Below are 20,033 nucleotides of genomic sequence, written 5' to 3' on the forward strand. Positions count from 1 at the left end.
GGAACCGAAGGTGATCCTCGACGCGATCACCTGGGCGCAACGGGAAGACGACCGGCGGGGCAGCGAGCTGCGGACCAAGCTCGACACCCACCGGATCGGCGTCGCCGGGCACTCCTGCGGCGGCATCGAAGCCCTGGTCGCGGGGGCGGACCCGCGGGTGAAGTCGGTGCTTTCGCTCGACAGCGGGTTCTTCGCCGACGGCACCCTCGGCTACGGCCGGGAGAACCTGCGGAACCTGCACTCGCCGGTCCTGTTCGCCGACGGCGGTCCCGCCGACGTCGCCTACCCGAACAGCGGGGCCAACTACGACCTCGTCACCGTCCCGGCGGTCCGCGCCACCAATCCCGCCGCCGGCCACACCGGGTTCGTCTACGGGCAGCGCGACGGCAACCCCGACCCGAGCGTCCGTGAAGAAGCCGTGCGGGTGCTCGTCAACTGGTTCGACCTGACCCTCAACGGCAACCGCGCCGCGCGGGACTACTTCCTCGGCGCGGGCTGCGGTCTGTGCGCCACCCCGGGCTGGACCGTCACCGCCAAGAACTTCTGACAGGAGCGATTCATGCGCACCAGGATCACCGCACTGGCCGCGGTCGCGGTCCTCTGCACCGGCCTGCCGGCCACCGCGCACGCGGCGGAGGCCGGGAAACCGTGCCCGGACCCGGTTTCGGCGGCGAGGTGCACCGACGGGCAGCTGGCCGACGGAACGCCGTTCGCCTTCGCCAGACCCGCGCGGTGGAACGGCACCGTGCTGGTGGACCTCGACTTCGCGGCGGGCGGGCTGTCGAGCCCGCTGACCGCGAGCCTGCTGGCGGGTGGCTACGCGGTCGGCGGCACCACGCGCACGGTCACCGGCTGGAACATCGCGCGGGCCATCGACAACCAGGCCGAGGCGCTCGGCCGCTTCGAAACCACGTTCGGCCGGGCGCGGTACGCGATCGCCGAAGGCCGGTCGATGGGCGGCATGGTCGCCGCGGGGGTCGCGCAGGTGCACCCGGACCGCTTCGACGCGGCCGTCCCGATGTGCGGCGGCCTGGGCGGCGCGGTGGGGCAGTGGAACCAGAAGCTGGACACCGTGTTCACGCTCAAGACGTTGCTGTTCGGCGAGACCACCCTGCCGGTCACCGGCATCCCCGCCGACGTCCCCGGCCTCCAGCAGCAGTGGGTTTCGGCGATGACGGCGGCGCAGTCGACCGCCGGGGGCCAGGCCCGGATCGCGCTCGCGGCGGCGATCGGCCAGGTGCCGGGCTGGGGCCTGGCCGCCGACGGCACGACGACCCCGGTCCCGGACGGCCGCGACGCCGCCGGGGTCGAGCACGGGATGTTCCTGGCGCTCGCGGGCGGCCCGCTGCCGTACCTCGGGCAGGCGGTCAGCAGCCGCCGCGCGATCGAGCAGCTCGCGGGCGGGAACCCGTCGTGGAACACCGGGGTCGACTACGCCCGCCAGCTCGCGAAGGCCGCACCGGAACAGCAGAACACCGTCCGCCGGCTGTACGCGCGGGCGGGGCTCGACCTGCGCGCCGACCTCGCCCGGCTGGCCGCGGAGCCTCGCGTGTCCGCGGATCCCGCCGCCGTGCGCTACCTGGAGCGGGGCATCGTGTTCACCGGCCGCCTGCGGATCCCGGTGCTCACGGTCAACGGCACCGGCGACCAGATCTCGACGGTCGCCCAGCAGCAGTCGTACGGCACGCTCGTCGAGCGGGCAGGAAACGCTCCGCTGCTCCGGCAGACGTACGTGCAGACCGCCGGGCACTGCACGTACACGACGGGCGAACAGCAGGCGGCGGTCGACCGGATGCAGACCCGCCTCCGGACCGGGCACTGGCCGGACACGGCGCCGGCGACGATGAACCACCTGGCGGTGGCCGCCGACGGCGTGCCGGGCCGGTACCTGCCCTACACACCGCCGCGGTTCAACCGGATGTACCCCGCCGTCGGCCGGTGAACGAACTCTGGGGGGAGCGACCTCAGCCGAGGCCGGATCGGGCGATGACGTTCGAGATGCTGAGGTGCACGGCCGTGAACCCGTTCCGCACCAGCGATTCGGCGAAATCCGCCGCGGGCCGAGCGGGGTAGTAGCGCTCGGCGACGCCCGTGGCGACGTCGAGGACCCGGTCCGGCTCGGCTGAGATCTTCGCGTCTCCTTCGATGGCAACGAAGCTGTAAGGCTGTCCCTCGTCGCTGACGCAGACCGCGATGCGCCGATCCCGTGCCAGGCTCGTGCCCTTGACGCTTCCCGGCGACAAGGCGAAGGCGAGCTCGCCGCCGTCGAGGACGAAGCAGACCGGGGTGACGTGGGGCCGCCCGTCGGCCCGGGTGAGCGCCACGTGGGCGAGCTTCGTTCCCGTCGTCACGAAGGTTCGCCATTCGTGGTCGGTCATCGTGGTCATCGCTGTCTTCCTTTCGTTCGGTGCTGCCCAGGGACGGTCAGGACGGATTCGCCCGCCGCTCGCGCAGGGCCGCGGCGACGGCTCGCTGCGCGGAGAAAAGGAGGAACCCGGCGCCAAGGGCGCCGGCGCCGAGCCAGGTCCGGCCGACGTGCTCCAGCAGCGCGGTGCCGGCCAGGGGACCGAGGATCGCGCCGAGGCTCCAGGCACTCGAGGCGACGCCCAGGTACCCGCTGCGCAGATCGGCGGGGGCGAGGTCGGCGAACGTGGCGCCGAACTGGACCGCCATCCCGACCTGGCCCAGGCCGAGGACGAACACGGCGGCGGCGTAGCCGGTGGTGCTCTGGGACAGCGCGGCCAGACCACCGCCCAGGCCGGTCAGCAGCATCGAGGTGGCGAGGACCGTCGCGCGATCGCGGTTCGCCAGGACGACGGCGGCCGGCGGCTGGAGGACGACGATGGCGAGCCCGTTGAGGGCGAGCACGGCGCCGTAGGTGGCCGCGCCGGCCCGTTGTGCCGTCATCAGCAGCGGCAGCGTGGCGAACGCCTGCATGAGCAGCGTGAAGAAGGCGATGTGGATCAGGACCATGGTGATCATCAGGCGATCGCCGAGCAGGGCCGGCAGCAGCGCGCGCCGGGAGCGGCCGGCAACCGATCGGGTCTCCGGCACCGCGGTGACCACGATCAGCGCCGCGGCCAGCGCGGCCCCGGCGTTCAACCAGAACAGGAGGCCGAACCCGTTGCTCGCCAGCGTCCCGGCCACCCCCGCCGCGACGGCGTAGCCGAGGTTCGCGGCCCAGTAGAGGAGGCTGTACGCCCGCACCCGCTGCCGGGGCGGCAGGTCGGCCACGGCCGCCGAGCCGGCCGGGCGGAAGAGCCCCGCGGTCACGCCGTAGCCCACGGCGGCCGCCGAGATGACCGGTGTCGAGCCTGCCGATCCCAGAGCGGCCAGCGTGACGGCGGTACCCACGAACCCCAGTAGCATCGTCCGCCGGCGCCCGAGCCGGTCCCCGAGCCATCCGCCGAGCAGCTGCGAACCGAAGTCGCCGATGCCCACAGCGGCCACCACCGCGCCGGCCGCGGTGGGTGTCATCCGCTGTCCCTGGGTCAGGTACAGCACCAGCATCGGCTGCACGAACGCGCCGCCCCGGGCCACGAGGTGGCACGCTCCGAGGCTCCACGCCAGTGCCGGGAGCCGGTTCGCGGTCGTCGTCGTGACTGTCATGGCTTCGACGCTAGGAGCGATGAGCGATCGGGAAAAGCGATTGTTTACGATCGATTCCATCGTGATCTGCTATACATATCGGCATGGGTGAGGTCGACCTGCGGCAGCTGGCGACGATGATCGCGATCGCCGAGGAAGGGACGTTCTCCCGGGCGGCGAAACGCCTGGGCTACACCCAGTCGAGCGTGAGCCAGCACATCGCGGTGCTGGAGAGGGCGCTCGGCGGCTCGGTGTTCGACCGGCCGGGCGGTCCGAGGCCGGTGCGGGTGACCCCGCTCGGTGCCGTGGTGCTGGAGCAGGCGAGGGAGCTGCTGTCGAAAGCCGAAGCGCTGGAGCACGCGGTCGACCGGTTCAAGGCCGGTGACGGCCGGATCGACGTCGGCACGCTGCCGAGCGTCTCCACCGTGATCCTGCCGACCGTGCTGCGCCGGCTCCGGGACGAGCACCCCGGCTGCGAGATCAGGCTGTCGGAAGCGGAGCCGGACGACGCGCGCATCGGCGATCTCGACCTGTTGTTCCACGACGGTCTGCTGGACGACCCCACCGAGCACGTCCTCCTGCTGGAGGACCCGTACCTGGTGGTGGCACCCCCGGGAGAGCTGCCGGCCGGTCCGGTGGCCGCGCGGGAGCTGGCCGGGAAGGCGATGGTGGCCTGGCCGGAAACCGGTGACCAGCCCCGGGCGGAACAGTTCCTCGCGGACGCAGGAGGGCGGCCACGCGTCGTCTTCCGGTCGGCGGGCAGCGAAACGATCTTGTCGATGGTACGCGCGGGAATGGGGCTCGCGGTGCTGCCCTGGCTGGCGATCCACCACGTGGTGTGCCGCTCCTGCGGGGCGATCCACGGGCCGGAAGGCTGGCCCGACCTGCTGGTGCACGAACTCGCCCCGACACCCGCGCGCGCGATCCACCTCCACCGGCCGCCGGGACGCGGTGGTCGGTCGCCGCTGGCCGCCCGCGCCGTCGAGGTCGCCGTCGAAGTGTCGCGCGAGCTGGCCCGGCAGGCGCCGCCGATCCGGACCTGATCAGCTACCGGCCCGCCGCTGTTTTCGAGCGGTCGGGCCCCGGCCGCTTCTGACGCTGCCGGGGCCGTGGCGCGGCTGATGCGCGACAAAATCGAAACCGAGTCGATGTTGCCGAAGAAAGTCAATGTTTTGACCGTTTTCCGCACGGAATAGATGTCCGCCGATCGGGTGATATCTGTCGTGGTGTCATGATCATCTCGTCTATCCAGGCATGAGCCTCGACCCTACCGACCAGGAACCGCCTGTGAAGCGCGCGGCCACAGGGCGCACTTTCAGTCCGACGCAATTCCGGACCGTTAGTCGCCGCCCAGGCCGGCGGCTCATCGAAGGCGAGTGAGCGTGACCAGTGATTCGGAAACCGTACCCGCCGGTCAAGGAAGGAAGGAGCTTGCCGAACTGCACGCGCTCGTCGGTCCGCAGGTGAAGATATACGCACGGGCTCGAACCCGCCGAATGGATCCCGACGACATCGTCCACGAAACAGTCCTGCGGCTCAGGCAGCACCTGGATCGCAACCCCGGCGACGAGTCGGCGAACCTGGTTCCGCTGGCGCTGACGATCGCCCGCAACCTCGTGATCGACCAGTCGCGAGCGGGAAGCCGCGAAGTGTTGCTGTCCGCCGAGGACCTGATCAAATTCGAAGCCCTCCGAGAAGAGGATTTCGCCGACCGAAGCGTCGAAATCATCGACGCCCACAACGCACTCCGCGCACTGCCCGAAGACCTGCAAGAGGTCGTGACGCTGGTGTGCATGAACGGGTGCCCCGTGCAGGTGGCGGCCCAGATCTTGGGAATCACCGAACGGACGGCCCAGCGCCGTTACAGGAAAGCCCGGGAAAGGCTCTGGCGGGCCCTCAGACCGCAGGACGGCTGAGGCCGACGTGAGCCGGCGGGGAGCAATGTACAGAACGAAAAAGGGAGCGGGGAGCATGGTTCTCGGATGGTTCGGCCGACGCGCTGTGGAGATCGACGAGGTCGAGCTCGATCGGCGCCTGACGGATCTTCGTCGCGCGCTGAGCTGCGCGCCGCCTGATTGGAGTGGTGTCGAGCCCGACCCCGCCGCGCGTCGCCGCAGGCCCGGAGGCCGGGAACTGCTCGCCATCAATGGCAACGGCTCGGGCGGGCGGCCGCCGGCGACGATCCCGGCGAAGCTCCAGGTCGTGTCGTCACGGCAGAAAGTGGTACGCCGCGGCCGTGCCGTGCACCACTTCACGTGGGGCGGCGGACGGGCCCGTCGCAAGCGCCGGCACCAGCCGGTCGCAGTCGTGGCGGGAGTCTTGATCGTGCTGTCGGCGATCGTGGTCGGTTTCTATTCGCACCGCGGGCCGGGGCAGCCGGCGGTGCCGCCGCCGGTGCCGGTCCGGGTGGGGGTGCTGCCGCTCGTCGATGTCACGGCGTTCCACCGATCCGTCGACCGGGGGTATTTCCGCGAGGCCGGCCTGGATGTGCAGGTGGTCACCGTGGCCAGCGGCCCGGAGGCGGTGCAGGGACTGGAGAAGGGCGCGCTCGACGTGGCATTCAGCAGTTATCCCGGGATGTTCACGGCGCAGGCGACCCACGCGGCCGACCTGAGGATCATCGCGCCGGCCTACGTCGCGAAGCCCGGTCACCTGATGCTCGTCGGCGCACCGAACCGGTCCTTCACCCGGCCCGACCAGGCTGCGCACAAGCGAATCGGGGTGACCAGCCGGGGCTCGATCTCCGACCTGCTCGCGATCTCGGAAATACGGCAGGCCGGCGGAGATCCGGACAGCGTCGACTGGGTCACCATGGACATGCGAGCGATGGTTCCGGCGATGCAGCGCGGCCAGATCGACGGCGCTGTCGTCGCCGAGCCGTTCGTCACGATGGCCGACGAAGCCGGGGCGGTCCAGCTGCTCGACCTCGGACTCGACTTGAACTTCGAGATCGCCATGTCCGGCTGGGTGGTGCCGGCGGGGTTCGCCACGAGCCGGCCGGAGGTGGTCGACGCCTTCCAGCGCGCGCTCACCCGCGGCGTGGGCGACGTCCAGAACCGGGATGTCCGCGAGCAGATATTCCAGCAGGACCTGGGGGTCGACGCCAAGACGGCCGGCGAGGTCCGGGTCGGCAGTTTCCCCGCCCACTTGGACCTCGGCGATCTCCAGCGCGTCGCCGATCTGATGGTCAGTCAAGGAATGCTGTCCGGGCCGTTCAACGTAACGACCATGCTGCTGTCCGGGCCGCCGGGATCTTGACCGGCCACGACACACGCCAAAGCAGGAGGAAACCATGCCGAACCGGGAGACCTCGGTCTTTCGCTGGAACATCGGCCGGCTGCGGCCTCGTCGAGGTCACGCCGCGGACGCCATGCACTACACGATCCTCGCGGTGGACGTCGAAGGCTTCAACGCCCTCGGCCGGACCAACCGCCACCGGGTCGCCGTCCGGTCCGGGCTGTACCGGGCGGTCGAGGACGCCCTGGCCACCTCGGGTGTGCGATGGCGTGGCTGTCACCGGATCGACCTCGGGGACGGGGTGCTCGTGCTGGCGCCGGGAACCTACCCCAAGGTGGTTTTCGGCGAGCGAGTACCGCAGGAACTGGCGAGGAACCTGGGTGCGCACAACAACGGGCATGCGGCCGAGGAGCAGATCCGCTTGCGGATGGCGCTGCACGCGGGGGAGGTGACCCGAGACGCGCACGGCTTCACCGGATCGGCGATCATCCACGCGTTCCGGCTGCTCGATTCCCCGGCGGTCAAGGACGCGCTGTCAGGCTCCGACGGAGATATCGCGGTCATCACGTCGAACTGGTTTTACGAAGAAGTGATTCGCCACAGCAAGTTCGCTGACCTCGCGGGGTACGTTTCCGTGTTCGCGGCGGTGAAGGAGACCGCGGCGCGCGCATGGGTTCATGTCCCGGCCATCGACGCCGTGGGTGAGCGGGCTGTCCACGCGTCCGAGCCGTAGCACTCGCCGAACGCGACATCACCTTTCGGCCACCCGGACGATCGACTGGGCGAGCCAAGCGAACACCAGGTCGTGGGCCGGTTTCTGGACGAGCCAGTAAGCGTCACCCACCCTTCCGGCCGGGGTGAACCGCACCCGTTGCCGCAGCAGGCTTCCGGAGCCGGCCGGTTCCGCGCGCAACGTCAGTTCCGCGTCGCCGGGCAGGCGCATGTCCGCGGTCAGCACGAGTTCGCGACGGGAGTCGTCCCGGTGCCGGACGGTCCAGAAGTCCACGACGTCCCCGGTCACCGGGCGTTCCGGCCGCCCTCGGTAGAGCCCCGCGCCGCCGATCGCCTGGTCGAGCAGGCCGCGCAGCGCCCAGGCCGGTCCGGGCGGGAACCGGCCCCGGTCGCCGCCCAGCCCGGTGATCGCCTGCCACAGCCGTTCCGGGGTGGCGGCCGCGCTCCGGGTGGATTCCTGCCGGTACGACCGGCCCGGCGGGGCCTCCGGCAGCGGGACGCCGAGTGCTTCCCGCAAGGCGTTGTCGAGGCTCGCCGGTCCGGTCGGTGCGGGCGGCAGGACGGTTTCCGCGGGGACGTCGACCGGGAGCAGATCGTGGTCGAGCGACGCGAACAGCCCGGCCGCGACTTCCGCGGGGACGGGCGAAACCGCCCCGGCGATCCGGGCCGCGACCCGGTGCGACCACAACGGTGCCGGCACCGCGAGGGCGGCGGGCCGGCGCAGGAGGCGGGCGCACCGGCGCACGAGGTCGTGGTAGCTGATCGTCTCCGGACCGCTGACGTCGAACCGGCCTCGCGACGGCGGGAGATCGACGGCGGCGCGCAGGTAGTGCCGGACGTCGGCGAGCGCGACCGGGCGGCTGCGCCGGGCGGTCCACCGCGGCCGCGGCCGGATCGGCAGCCGGGCCGTCCGCGACAGCAGCTCGACCCCGGCCGATCCGCGGCCGAGGATCATCGACGCCTGCAAAGCGATCGCCGGGACGCTCCCGCCGAGCAGGAGGTCGGCCACTTCGGACCGGGAGGCCAGGTGCGGCGACGCCGCGGTCACCGGACGCGGGCCGCCGAGGTAGACGATCTGCCGGACCCCGGCCGCGGCCGCGGCGGTGGCGAGGTGTTCGGCGATGACGCGGTCCCGCTCGGCGAAGTCGGCTCGCTCGAGCGAGTGCACCAGGTGGAACACGACGTCCGCGCCGGCGACCGCGGTCGCGAGCGCCCGTGGATCCGCGGCGTCCCCGAGCGTCACCTCGACGCTCCCGGGTAGGTGGTGCGCCGCGGAGCGGGAGAGCGCGCGGACGGGGTGCCGGCCGGCGACGAGGTCGGCGACCAGCGCCCGGCCGACGAACCCGGTCGCACCCAGCACGGTGCAGCGGGCCGGTGGAGACGTCATCGCGGCTCCGGAAGCGACGAAACGGCGGTCGGTGCGACGGTGCCGGCGGTGCGCTGGTAGACATCGGCGAAATTGCGGGCCACTTCGCGGATGCCGAAGCGCCGCGCGACGGTTTCGCGTCCGGCGGCCGCGGCGGCGCGGGCCCGGACCGGGTCGCCGGCCGCGCCGCGGACGAACGCGGTGAGGGCGTCGCCGAACGCTTCGAGGGTCGAGGTGTCGGCGAGCAGGCCGTTGCGGCCGTGGTCGATGTAGTGGCCGAGGCCGCCCCGGCGGGGGCCGAGGACGAGCAGGCCGGCATCCATGGCTTCGAGCACGGCGATGCCGAATTCTTCCTTCCGGCTGGGACAGACGTAGAGGTGCGGTGTCGGCGCGGGGAGCCTTCGGGTCAGGCCGTGCTCGAGCACGCGGACGTCTTCGTTGCCCATGGCGGCCAGCACCGCCAGGCGGCCCGCGGCGGCCGGGTGCCCGGCCGCCAGCCGCCGGATGCGGGCCAGGATCCGCGCTTCGTCGTCGGTCGGGCGGCTCGGGTCGCCACCGACGAGCACGAGGGCGCTCTCCCGGTACAAGCCGCGGGTCAGCCAGGCTTCGACCAGCAGGTCCTGCTGCTTCACCGGGTGGAGCCTGCCCACCGACACCACGATCGGCAGACCGCCGGCCGCGGAGTCGAGCCGGGGGAGCTCGGGATGGGCGCTGAACAAGGACGCGATCACCAGTTCCTCGCGGGCGCCGGACGTGGCCGCCGGCGAGAGCACCGGGATCCCTTCGGCCACCGACTCCGGTTCCGGGTGCCCGCGCAGCTGGGGGAAGTATCCGGCAAGCTCCCCGGCCGGGCGGCCGGGGAGCCCGAGCAGGGTGTCGGCGGCGCTCACGAGCCGGTCGGCGGTGTACACCCGGTGCAGGTCGAACCGGGCGGCCGGGCGGGCGGCCGCGCTCCCGGGCCCGTACCGCTCGGCCAGCGAGCGGTGTGGATCGGCGGTGAGGGTGAACACCGTGCGCGCGCCCATCGCCCGGGCCGCGTCGGCCACCGCGGCGGATCCGTCGTCGGAGTAGCGCACGTGGACCACGTCCGGCGTGCAGTCCGCGAGCCACAGCAGGTGCCGGGCCAGGAACCCGATGGCGGAGCGGTGCCGGGCCAGGTCGGCCTGGGCCGGTGCGCCGGGGGCGTCCACGGGCAGCCGCAGCACGACGTGCCCGCGGTCGTCGGCTTCCGGGAGGGCGGCCCGGTCTGCCAGCACGTCGTGGCCGGCCAGGGTCAGCGTCACGACCCTCGCGATGCCGTCGTGGCGCGGCAACGCGGTGCCGAGGTGCCGCAACAGGACCGTGAGCCCGCCGCTGGCGCCCGCACCCGGCTGGTCGAAGGAGCCCAGCAGCATCGACTGCACCACCGTCAGCCCGCGCCGGCCCGCCGCCGGAATCCTCCACAAAGGACTGTCGAAGCCCTGCCCCGACTGCCGGGCCAGGCACACCGCGGACAGGGCGCGTTCGTAGGGGTCCGCGGTCCGGATGTGGGCGGCGGCCAGGACTTCGGTCGCGGCCGGGTCCCGGTCGAACTGGGACAGGTAGCGCCACACGGCGTGCCGGTACCCGCGATCACCCGCGTCCGCCCGGGTCACCGCGTCCACCGACAGGCTGTGGATGCCGTGTCGTTCCGCGAGGTCCAGCAGGAGCGCGCCGCGCCGGGGTGACGAGCCGGCGAACGCGGTACCGATAGCCGCGCCCGCGGCCACGAGGCCGTGCGTGACGACCGCGTCGGCGAAGAGGTCGAAGGCGACCGAGCCGGCGAGGTCGTCGAGAGCGGCGTCGCCGGTCTCCGGCACCGCGGCGAGGACGTCGTCGGCGCCGGGCCTGCGGGTGCCCCGTGTGAGGGCGCGCAGCGCGGCCAGCGCGCCGTCGGGATCGCCCGCCCGCGGGAGGACGCCGGCGTATTCGACCAACGCGGGTCCGGCGAAATCGGGGTGGAAGGCACGGCGCACGGCGTCCACGCGGACGGGGTCGGCGCCGGGAGTCAGCCCGCGCAGGACCGTCAAGGGATCGTGGGTCGAGGCGGTTCGGGTGTCCTGGGTGGTCACTGCGCTGCTCCGGTGGTCGGACCGTAGGGTCGGCGGGTGAGAGGGAGGAGTTCGGGATGACGGCAGCGCGGATCGTGGTGGCGAGCCCGCCGTTCGCTTCGCACGCGCGTCCACTCGCGACGGTGGGCGCGGCACTCGCGGCCGCGGGCGCGGACGTGACTTTCGCCTGCGCGCCGCCTTTCGCGGGCTTGGCCGCTGAGCACGGGCTGCCGTTCGCGGAGCTGGCGTTCGGCGACAACGCGAACACGGGCATCGCCGAACGCACCCGGCAGGAGGCCGACGGAGCGCGGCGGCTGGCCGAGTTCCTCGACGCCACCCGTGCCGGCGCGGTGCCCGCTCTGCTCGCGCAGGCGCGGCACCGCCGGGCCGACATGCTGCCCGACCCCGAGGGCGTCTTCGCCTCCGTGCGGGCACTCGACGAGCGGCTGCGGCCGGACTGGTACCTGATCGACCAGCTCGCCTACGCGGTGACGCTGGCGGTGTACGCCCTCGGCCGCCGCTGGGCCGCCTTCTGCCCCGGCCACCCCAGCTACGTCCTCGAAGGTCCGGGCCGGTACTTCGGGCTGCCGCCGTACTGGCCGGGCGCGGTCCGGCCCGCCGGCGAGGAGCTGGCCCGCCTGCGCGCCGAAGCCGTGACCAACGACCGCACGTTCACCGAGCTGTTCGCCCGGTTCCTCGCCGGGCACGCCCCGGACCGCCCGGCTCCGGTGAGTGCGTTCGGGCTGACCTCGCCGGACGCGGTGCTCTTCAACTACCCGGACCTGCCGTGGCTGCCCGCTCTGCCGCCCGGCCCGGCCCGGATCTTCGCCGGGCACTGCAGCGACGTCGGGCAGGCGCCGCTTCCCGGCGATGCGGCCGCGCGCGTGGACCGGCTGACGGACGGCGGGCGGCGAAGGCTCGTGCTGGTTTCGTTCGGGACGTTCCTGTCGGCCCGGGACGACGTGGTGCGCACTGTCGTGCGCGGCCTGCTCGACGTGCCCGGCGTGTCCGTGCTGGTGGCCGCGGGCGACCGGGCGGCCGCGGTCGGCGGGGCGTTCGCCGGGGAACCCTGGGTCGAGGTGGCCGATCAAGTACCGCAACGGGCTTTGCTGCCGTGGGTGTCGGCCGTCGTGCACCACGGTGGCAACAACTCCTTCACCGAGTGCCTGGCCGCCGGCGTGCCCGCGGTGGCCCTGCCGTTCTCCAGCGACCAGTTCGCCGTCGCCCACGACCTCGAACGCATCCCGGCCGGCCGGGTGCTCGATCCACACGGCGTGACGCCGGACGCTGTGGCCCGGACGGCGGCGGAGGTGCTGGCGGAAGCTCATGAACTGGGGAAGGCCGGGCGCCGGCTCCTGGCCGGCCGAGGACCGGGGCCGGCCGCTGGCGAGCTGGTGGCGGTCATGCAGGGCCCTCCGATCACCGATGCACAGACGATGCAAACGTAAGCCTGTGCTCGCTCCACTGCCGCACAAGTCGCCAATCGAGCTGCCCGCTTCGCTCGGCCGGAGTGCGAGAAAGTAGCGGCGAACGACCGGTATTCGCAGGTAGAATGCCCTTTGTGGAGTCGGTGACAGTCTGCGTGGTCGCAGGCTAATTGCATCGAAGTTGAATCGATGCACTCGCGAAGTGGAGGACCTCTTGGCCGCAACGCCTGCCGTGGTGTCCGCGATCCGCGAACGGGCTCGTGATGCGCTCTTCGCACGTGTCGCCGGCCCTGAAGGTCCCCGCAACCGGGCTCGCATCCACGGTGCGCCGGGGCCGCGGTGGTTCACGCCGGGGAGCGCGATCCAGCAGGTGCACGGCGACACCGCGATGTTCGTCGGAGGCTTGCGCGCGCTGCTGCTCCAGTCGTTGCACCCGCTGGCGATGGCGGCGGTGGCCGCGCACTCCGGGTATCGCGGCGATCCCTGGGGCAGGTTGCAGCGGACCAGCACCTTCCTCGCCACGACGACGTTCGGCACGGCCGCCGACGCCGGCCGCGCGGTGTCGGCTGTGCGCGCCGTGCACCGGCGGGTCCGCGGGATCGCCCCGGACGGCCGGCCCTACCGCGCGGACGACCCGCACTTGCTCGCGTGGGTCCACATCGCCGAGGTGGACAGCTTCTTGCGTGCGCACCAGCTGTACGGCGCGCACCCGCTGGACGACGCGGGCCGAGACAGCTACGTCGCCGAGACGGCGGTCATCGCCCGGGCGCTCGGCGTGCCGAACCCGCCGACGACAATGGCGGCGCTCGAGGAAGAGCTGGCGACGTACCGCCCGGAGCTGCGCGGCACCCGAGACGCCCGCCAGGCGGCTCATTTCCTGTTGATCACCCCACCGATCCCATGGCCGGCGAGGCTCCCTTACTCGGCGCTGGCGGCATCGGCGGTGGCGACGCTCCCACCTTGGGCGCGACCGGAGCTGAGGCTGCCCCACCTGCCGGCGGCGGAGGCCACTGTCGTGCGCGTCGCCGGGAAGGCTTTGGTGAAGGCGCTGCGCTGGGTGATGTCGGCCCCGGAGGCGTCAACGGCCGGATGATCCGGGGAGTCGAGGCTCCTCGTCCGTCTGCGACACGGCCGGTGAACCGCCGCAGGTCGGCTCGGGCGCGGATGAGCCGCAGTGCCGGGGCGGTGCGTTCGGCGGGCTTGTCGAGCTCGAGGGGACTTCGGCACCAGTGTCGCCAAGGAGGCGCTCTACGAGGCCGCGTTGAAGGGGGGCGGGGATCGTCCCGCGGAAGCCGTAGCGCCAGGCTTGCGCTCTCGGGCTCCCCTCGGGCTCGCGAGGCGGTGATCGCGTCAGACCGTCCACGATGCCTGGCACCAGCGGATGTCCGCCCACTGTCACGGTCGGTGTTCCTTGTTGCCCCGGGTCAGCTTCAGGAGGCGGATGAGCGCCAGAGCGTGGGCGCGGCCGGCTTTGTCAGCCTTGAGAGACCAGAGTGAAACAGTTGCGAGTAAGGCGAAACGCGCGACCATGAGGGCTGCGGTGACTATCCCACCGACGATCCCGAGCTGCCCCAACAAAACCACCAGACCTTTCCATGGGCACACGTCACCTAGGGAAGCGTCGTGCGACGACCACGAAGGTCATGCGGCCAGTGGTGACCGCACTGGTGGTCATTCCATGGGAGGGCTCCTCTCAAGACTTGTACGCCTTGATACCAGAGGTCGCGTGGCTGGGACAATTTGCCGCGCCGAAGAGCTCGTGTCCGACGGCGAACGGCGGGGCAAGCCCAGCTGGCGAGGTCGAGCTCGCCAGCTGTTCCACCTGGTCGCCCGCGCCGGCGGGCAACGCCGCTCGGACACCTACCTCGAGGCGAGGCGGCCAACCAGGTCCTCCAGTACGGCTGGGAGACCGGTCAGGGCATGCTCAAGACGAGTACTGGCCGGCTTGCCTCCGATCACCCTCCACGGAACCGCGCCCCTGGCGTTGGCGGCGGGGTCATCGGAAAGACGTCCTGGAGGGGCACGCTCTGGAGGCCACTGTGGACAGTGATGAAGTGGACGAAGTACGTCCAGATACCACAAAACCCCAGGCTGAAGAAATCAGACCTGGGGTGGTGGGGTGTGCGCCATCAGGGACTCGAACCCCGAACCCGCTGGTTAAGAGCCAGCTGCTCTGCCAATTGAGCTAATGGCGCCGGTGTCTGCCGGAGGTTTCCCTCGGCGACGTGGAAAAGATTAGCACCCGGTTCAGAGGCCGTTTCACGGGGGGTCCCCTACCCGAGTTCGGGCGTTGCCGCACCGGTGTCCGGGCTGGTCGGGCACACTGTAGTCGGACATCGACGGCGAATCAGGCAGGTGGGCATGACGAGTTCGGGGGTGCGGCTGCTCGTGGCCGCGGGGGTGATCGGCCTCACGGTGGCCGGCTGCAGCAGTAGCCCATCGAGTGAACCGCCGTCGGCGCCGACGGCGTCCTCTCGAAGCCAAGTGCCCGTGAAGGCGGCCGCGCTCACCCTGACTCCGGCCAAGGATGCCAAGGACGTCGCGCCCGGAGAGCCCGTCAGCGTCACCGTCGCCGACGGGAAGGTCGGTTCGGTCACGCTCACCGGGGCCGATGGGAAGGTCGTCGCCGGGAAGGCGCGCCCTGATGGCTCCGGGTGGGACTCCGCCGAGCCGCTCGGCTACAACAAGACCTACAAGCTCACCGCGACCGCCACCGGCACCGACGGCAAGCCCGTGACGCAGGAGTCGTCCTTCAGCACCGTCAAGCCCGCGCGCCAGCTCGGCGTCTCGGTGAACCTCGAAGAGGGCGAGACCGTCGGTGTCGGGCTGCCGCTGATCTTCACCTTCAGCGGGAACGTCGCGGACAAGGCCGCCGCCGAGAAGGCGCTCAAGGTCACCGCCGAGCCGGCCACTGAGGGCGCCTTCCGCTGGTCCGGCGACAAGCAGGTGACCTGGCGGCCGAAGGACTACTGGAAGAGCGGCACCAAGATCAAGGTCGACGCCGCCGTCTACGGCAAGGCGCTCGGCAAGGGCAGCTACGGCCGTGAGGACAAGACGATCAGCGCGGCGGTCGGCGACAAGCTCGTCGCGGTCGCCGACGGCCAGACCCACCAGATGACCGTCACGATCAACGACAAGGAGGTCAAGACCATGCCGACCTCCATGGGCAAGCCCGGCCACAACACCCCGGCCGGGACCTACACCGTCATGAGCGAGCACACCGGCTACACCATGAACTCCGCCACCTACGGCGTCCCCGAGGACGCGCCCGGCGGGTACAGCACCTTCGTGCAGTACGCCGTGCGCCTGTCCTACAGCGGCATCTTCTACCACTCCGCGCCGTGGTCGGTGCGGCAGCAGGGCCGCAGCAACGTCAGCCACGGCTGCCTCAACCTCTCGACCGAGAACACGAAGTGGCTGATGGACACGTCCAAGAAGGGCGACGTCGTCACCGTCCAGAACAGCGGCGGGCCGAAGCTCGAGCCCACCGACGGGTGGAGCGTCTGGCAGCTGTCCTGGGACGAGTGGCGCACGGCGGGCAACTAACCCGAGTCGCGGACCAGCTCCCGTGCCTCGGCCTCCGTCGCGACCGACGGGCCCGAGCCCCACAGGGGCTGGTTCGCCGTCTCGCGGCTGAAGTACACCGCGACGGCGCCGATCACGCCGGCCGCCATCAGGTACCAGGCCGGCCAGAAGTCGTGCTTGGTCGACGAGATCAGTGCCTGCATCACCAGCGGCGTCGTGCCGCCGAACAGCGACACCGAGATGTTGAACGCGATCGACAGCGCGCCGTAGCGGATGGCGGTCGGGAAGAGCGCCGGCAAGGCCGCGGGCATCGACACCTCGAAGCAGAGCAACAGCAGGCCGAGGCCCATCAGCCCGAGGAAGGTGAGGACGAGGCCGCCGTCGTGCACCAGCAGCATCAGCGGCCACGAGAAGACGACGAACCCGACGCAGCCGGCCATCATGACGGGTTTGCGGCCGACGAGGTCGGTGATCCGCCCGCCGACGAGGATGATCAGCATCATCACGACCATGACGACGATGATCAGCAGCAGGCCGTGGGTGGCGTCGAGGTGGAGCTGCTCGGACAGGTATGTCGGCATGTACGACAGCAGCATGTAGTCGGTGACGTTGAACACGAGCACGAGGCCGACGCAGATGAGCAGCGCGGGCCAGTACTCGGTGAACATCTTCCAGAACGGCTCGCCGGACCGCCCGCGCTTCTCCGCCTCTTCGGCGTGCTTCTGGAACGCGGGGGTCTCCTCGAGCTTCAGCCGCAGGTAGAGGCCGATGATGCCGAGCGGCCCGGCGACCAGGAACGGGATCCGCCAGCCCCAGTCGAGCAGCGTCTCGTGGGGGACCCACGCCTTCATGCCGGTGACGACGGACGCGCCGAGCACGTACCCGGAGAGCGTTCCGAACTCGAGCCAGGACCCCATGAACCCGCGTCGTTTGTCGGGTGAGTACTCGGCGATGAACGTGGTGGCGCCGCCGTACTCGCCGCCGGTGGAGAAGCCCTGCACCATCCGCGCGACCACGAGCAGGATCGGCGACCAGACGCCGATGCTCGAGTAGGACGGGATCAGGCCGATGCAGAGGGTTCCGATGGCCATCATGATCATCGTGACGGCGAGGACTTTCTGTCGTCCGATCCGGTCGCCGAGGGGGCCGAAGACCAGGCCGCCGAGCGGTCGCATGAGGAAGGCGGCGGTGAAGGCGCCGAAGGTGCCGATCAGCCGCACGCCGGGCGAGACGCTGGCGGGGAAGAAGACTTCGGCGATGGTGTCGGCGATGTAGGCGTAGACGCCGAAGTCGAACCATTCCATGGCGTTGCCGAGCGCGGCGGCGCCCACCGCGCGCTTGAGCAACGACTGGTCGACGACGGTGATGTCCTCGTACCGCAGTTTCTTCTTCCGCTTGAGCTTCGGTCCTGAACGTGCCACCAGAACACGGTGCACCGGCATTCGGCGGCTCGCACGCTGAGCCATCCGGTCGTGAGGGTTGCCACCAACCCGACCACACGGGAGCAGTGAGCGGCACGACCAACCCGACCACACGGAAGGGGTGAGCGGCACGACCAACCCGACCACACGGGACGGGGGTCCGGGGGCGAGCCCCCGGCGGGGGCGTGGGGGCTCGGCCCCCACAAAAAGGCGAAACCCCAGCCTAGGGGAAGGGGCGCAAGCCCCGAACAGGCTGGGGTGATGGGGTGAGCGACGGGTTTCGAACCCGCGACCTCCTGGACCACAACCAGGTGCTCTACCAGCTGAGCTACGCCCACCATCGCCAAGGGGATCCACTTGCGATCACCTTGCTGTCAGCAATCGTAGCGGGTGCCCTCGACCGGTTTTCACGGGGTTACCTCTGGTGCTGTTCCTGCACTTCAGCGGCCACGGCCTTGGCTTCGTCGCTGGTCGGGCCGGGTTGCGGCACGAAGGCGACCCGCCGGTAGTAGTCGAGTTCGCCGATGGATTCCCGGATGTCGGCCAGTGCCCGGTGGGCGAGGCCCTTCTCCGGCTTGGCGTAGTAGATCCGCGGGTACCAGCGGCGGACGAGCTCCTTGACGGAGGAGACGTCGACCATGCGGTAGTGCAGGTGGGCGTCGAGGTCCGGCATGTCGCGGGCGATGAAGCCGCGGTCGGTGGCGATGGAGTTGCCGGCGAGCGGCGCGGTGCCCGGCTCGGGGACGTGCTCGCGGATGTATTCGAGGACGCGGCGTTCGGCTTCCTCGAGGGTCACGGTGGAGCGCCGGACTTCCTCGGTGAGGCCGGAGTGGGCGTGCATCTCGCGGACGACGTCGGGCATGCCGGCGAGTTTTTCCTCGTCGGCGTGGATGACGATGTCGACTCCTTCGCCGAGCACGTTCAGCTCCGCGTCGGTGACGAGTGCGGCGATTTCGATCAACGCTTCCTTGCCGAGGTCGAGCCCCGTCATTTCGCAGTCGATCCAGACTAGGCGGTCGGTCACCTGGTGACCCTAACCCGACACGGGGATACGACGGGCGTTACCTGCGCGTACGGCGCGTTACGCTCCCGGTGTGGTGCAGGACACACGATCGGGGAGCTGCGAGTGACCGAGCAGGGGTCGCCGGCGAGTGAGATCGCCGCCGGTTATGCGAGTGAGGGTGCCGCGCTGGAGCTGGGCGCGGTGGTGATCGACGGCGAGGTGGACGCCGCGGCCGCGGTGCGCCTGCCGTTGGCGACGCTGAACCGGCACGGCCTGGTGGCCGGCGCGACCGGGACGGGCAAGACGAAGACGTTGCAGCTGGTCGCGGAGCAGCTGTCGGCGGCGGGCGTGCCGGTGGTGCTCGCGGACGTCAAGGGCGACCTGTCCGGCCTCGCCGCGGCCGGCGAGGCGAACGACAAGGTCGCGAAGCGCTCTCAGGAGCTGGGCGACGACTGGGCCGGCGCGGCGTTCCCCGTGCAGTTCCTGTCGCTGGGCACCGGCGGGAAGGGCTCGCCGATCCGGGCGACGATCACGAGCTTCGGGCCGGTGCTGCTGGCCAAGGTGCTCGGCCTGAACGAGACGCAGGAGTCGACGCTCGGGCTGATCTTCCACTGGGCCGACCAGCGTGGCCTCGCGCTGCTGGACACGAAGGACCTCCGGTCGGTGATCACGCATTTGACCAGTGCCGAGGGCAAGGAGGACCTCAAGGGCATCGGCGGCGTCTCGGCCGCGACGGCCGGGGTGATCCTGCGCTCGCTGTCCAACCTCGAAGCCCAGGGCGGCGAGGACTTCTTCGGCGAGCCCGAGCTGGACGTCCACGACCTCATGCGGCAGGCCGACGGCAAGGGCGTCGTCACGCTGCTGGAGCTGGACAACCTGCAGTCGAAGCCGGCGCTGTTCTCGACGTTCCTGATGTGGCTGCTGGCCGAGCTGTTCGAGGAACTGCCGGAGGAAGGGGATCTCGACCAGCCGAAGCTGGTCTTCTTCTTCGACGAGGCGCACCTGCTCTTCAACGACGCGTCGAAGGCGTTCCTCGAACGCATCGAGCAGACCGTGAAGCTGATCCGGTCGAAGGGCGTCGGCGTGTTCTTCTGCACGCAGCTGCCCACGGACATCCCGAACAACGTGCTTTCGCAGCTCGGTGCCCGGATCCAGCACGCGCTGCGCGCGTTCACCCCGGACGACCAGGCGGCGCTGGCCAAGACCGTCAAGACGTATCCGAAGACGAAGTTCTACGAGCTCGACACGGCGTTGACGTCGCTGAGCATCGGCGAAGCGATCGTCACGGTGCTGTCGGAGCGGGGCGCGCCGACGCCGGTGGCGTGGACACGGCTGCGGGCGCCGCGGTCGAAGATGGGCTCGATCGGCGACGAGGCCGTCGCCGCTTCGGTCTCTTCGTCGGACCTGCACGCGAAGTACGCCGAGACGATCGACCGGGAGTCCGCCTACGAGAAGCTGGCGGCCAAGGTCGCCGCCGCGCCCGCCCCTTCGCCGGACGCTCCTGCTGCGCCGGCGCCGGCGCCCGCTCAGGAGAAGGACGAACCCGGGTTCATCGAGTCGGCGATGAAGAACCCGGCCGTGAAGTCGTTCATGCGGTCCGCGGCCAGCGCGCTGGGCCGGGAGATCACGCGCGGGCTGTTCGGCAACCGGAGGCGCTGACAAAAC

16 protein-coding genes and 2 tRNA genes are annotated in these 20,033 nt (G+C 71.1%); 10 read left to right on the forward strand and 8 right to left on the reverse strand.

The window, feature by feature from the left end:
* The first annotated feature begins 10 nt into the window (after positions 1 to 10).
* Together ACWEVP_RS38270 and ACWEVP_RS38275 are read left to right on the forward strand one after the other, a co-directional pair.
* On the forward strand, positions 11 to 547 hold the full coding sequence (locus tag ACWEVP_RS38270) for a hypothetical protein (protein ID WP_452067464.1): 537 nt from the start codon (positions 11 to 13) through the stop codon (positions 545 to 547).
* A gap of 12 nt (positions 548 to 559) precedes the next feature.
* Positions 560 to 1,942 (forward strand): hypothetical protein, encoded by a 1,383-nt coding sequence (locus ACWEVP_RS38275; protein WP_452067465.1) that lies wholly within the window; start codon positions 560 to 562, stop codon positions 1,940 to 1,942.
* Positions 1,943 to 1,964: 22 nt separating this feature from the next.
* Here ACWEVP_RS38275 and ACWEVP_RS38280 read toward each other — a convergent pair whose 3' ends face one another.
* Both ACWEVP_RS38280 and ACWEVP_RS38285 read right to left on the reverse strand, forming a co-directional pair.
* On the reverse strand, positions 1,965 to 2,387 hold the full coding sequence (locus ACWEVP_RS38280) for a PPOX class F420-dependent oxidoreductase (protein ID WP_452067466.1): 423 nt from the start codon (positions 2,385 to 2,387) through the stop codon (positions 1,965 to 1,967).
* A 37-nt stretch (positions 2,388 to 2,424) separates the two neighbouring features.
* The gene (locus ACWEVP_RS38285) at positions 2,425 to 3,609 is read right to left on the reverse strand and encodes an MFS transporter (protein WP_452067467.1); all 1,185 of its coding nucleotides are present in this window, start codon (positions 3,607 to 3,609) and stop codon (positions 2,425 to 2,427) included.
* A gap of 83 nt (positions 3,610 to 3,692) precedes the next feature.
* Between ACWEVP_RS38285 and ACWEVP_RS38290 the strand changes: the two genes are divergently transcribed.
* The 4 genes from ACWEVP_RS38290 to ACWEVP_RS38305 all read left to right on the forward strand — a co-directional run bounded on the left by ACWEVP_RS38290 (position 3,693) and on the right by ACWEVP_RS38305 (position 7,558).
* A complete protein-coding gene (locus tag ACWEVP_RS38290; protein WP_452067468.1) occupies positions 3,693 to 4,631 on the forward strand; it encodes a LysR family transcriptional regulator in 939 nt (312 codons plus the stop codon).
* Positions 4,632 to 4,970: 339 nt separating this feature from the next.
* A complete protein-coding gene (locus ACWEVP_RS38295) occupies positions 4,971 to 5,504 on the forward strand; it encodes an RNA polymerase sigma factor (protein ID WP_452067469.1) in 534 nt (177 codons plus the stop codon).
* Between the two features lie 55 nt (positions 5,505 to 5,559).
* Positions 5,560 to 6,846 carry an ABC transporter substrate-binding protein gene (locus ACWEVP_RS38300; protein WP_452067470.1) on the forward strand — a complete coding sequence of 429 codons (1,287 nt, stop codon included), beginning with the start codon at positions 5,560 to 5,562 and terminating at the stop codon, positions 6,844 to 6,846.
* Between the two features lie 34 nt (positions 6,847 to 6,880).
* Positions 6,881 to 7,558, forward strand: coding sequence for a hypothetical protein (locus ACWEVP_RS38305; RefSeq protein WP_452067471.1), 678 nt, complete (start codon positions 6,881 to 6,883; stop codon positions 7,556 to 7,558).
* An 18-nt stretch (positions 7,559 to 7,576) separates the two neighbouring features.
* Here the strand turns inward: ACWEVP_RS38305 and ACWEVP_RS38310 are convergent, their stop codons facing one another.
* Together ACWEVP_RS38310 and ACWEVP_RS38315 are read right to left on the reverse strand one after the other, a co-directional pair.
* Entirely contained in the window at positions 7,577 to 8,944 is a 1,368-nt protein-coding gene (locus ACWEVP_RS38310; RefSeq protein WP_452067472.1) for a DUF2867 domain-containing protein, read from the reverse strand.
* Positions 8,941 to 11,013 (reverse strand): glycosyltransferase family 4 protein, encoded by a 2,073-nt coding sequence (locus ACWEVP_RS38315; protein WP_452067473.1) that lies wholly within the window; start codon positions 11,011 to 11,013, stop codon positions 8,941 to 8,943. The genes ACWEVP_RS38310 and ACWEVP_RS38315 overlap by 4 nt, the downstream gene beginning before the upstream one ends.
* A 56-nt stretch (positions 11,014 to 11,069) precedes the next feature.
* Here ACWEVP_RS38315 and ACWEVP_RS38320 point away from each other — a divergent pair, with 56 nt between their 5' ends.
* A complete protein-coding gene (locus tag ACWEVP_RS38320; protein WP_452067474.1) occupies positions 11,070 to 12,440 on the forward strand; it encodes a glycosyltransferase in 1,371 nt (456 codons plus the stop codon).
* Positions 12,441 to 12,789: 349 nt separating this feature from the next.
* On the forward strand, positions 12,790 to 13,512 hold the full coding sequence (locus ACWEVP_RS38325) for an oxygenase MpaB family protein (protein ID WP_452067475.1): 723 nt from the start codon (positions 12,790 to 12,792) through the stop codon (positions 13,510 to 13,512).
* A gap of 1,029 nt (positions 13,513 to 14,541) precedes the next feature.
* On the opposite strand, the gene ACWEVP_RS38330 is transcribed toward ACWEVP_RS38325, so the two are convergent.
* A tRNA-Lys gene (locus tag ACWEVP_RS38330) sits at positions 14,542 to 14,614 on the reverse strand.
* 166 nt (positions 14,615 to 14,780) lie between these two features.
* On the opposite strand from ACWEVP_RS38330, the gene ACWEVP_RS38335 reads away from it, so the two are divergent.
* A complete protein-coding gene (locus ACWEVP_RS38335) occupies positions 14,781 to 15,965 on the forward strand; it encodes a L,D-transpeptidase (protein WP_452067476.1) in 1,185 nt (394 codons plus the stop codon).
* On the opposite strand, the gene proP is transcribed toward ACWEVP_RS38335, so the two are convergent.
* The 3 genes from proP to orn form a co-directional block, all read right to left on the reverse strand.
* Positions 15,962 to 17,365 (reverse strand): glycine betaine/L-proline transporter ProP, encoded by a 1,404-nt coding sequence (gene proP, locus ACWEVP_RS38340; RefSeq protein ID WP_452067477.1) that lies wholly within the window; start codon positions 17,363 to 17,365, stop codon positions 15,962 to 15,964. The two genes, ACWEVP_RS38335 and proP, sit on opposite strands and share 4 nt — an antisense overlap.
* A gap of 262 nt (positions 17,366 to 17,627) precedes the next feature.
* A tRNA-His gene (locus ACWEVP_RS38345) sits at positions 17,628 to 17,703 on the reverse strand.
* A gap of 77 nt (positions 17,704 to 17,780) precedes the next feature.
* Positions 17,781 to 18,389, reverse strand: a complete 609-nt coding sequence (orn, locus tag ACWEVP_RS38350; protein WP_452067478.1) for an oligoribonuclease — start codon at positions 18,387 to 18,389, stop codon at positions 17,781 to 17,783.
* A gap of 102 nt (positions 18,390 to 18,491) precedes the next feature.
* Between orn and ACWEVP_RS38355 the strand changes: the two genes are divergently transcribed.
* Positions 18,492 to 20,027, forward strand: a complete 1,536-nt coding sequence (locus ACWEVP_RS38355) for a helicase HerA-like domain-containing protein (protein WP_452067479.1) — start codon at positions 18,492 to 18,494, stop codon at positions 20,025 to 20,027.
* Positions 20,028 to 20,033 lie beyond the last annotated feature (6 nt).

The sequence above is a fragment of the Amycolatopsis sp. NPDC003865 genome (assembly GCF_053605345.1).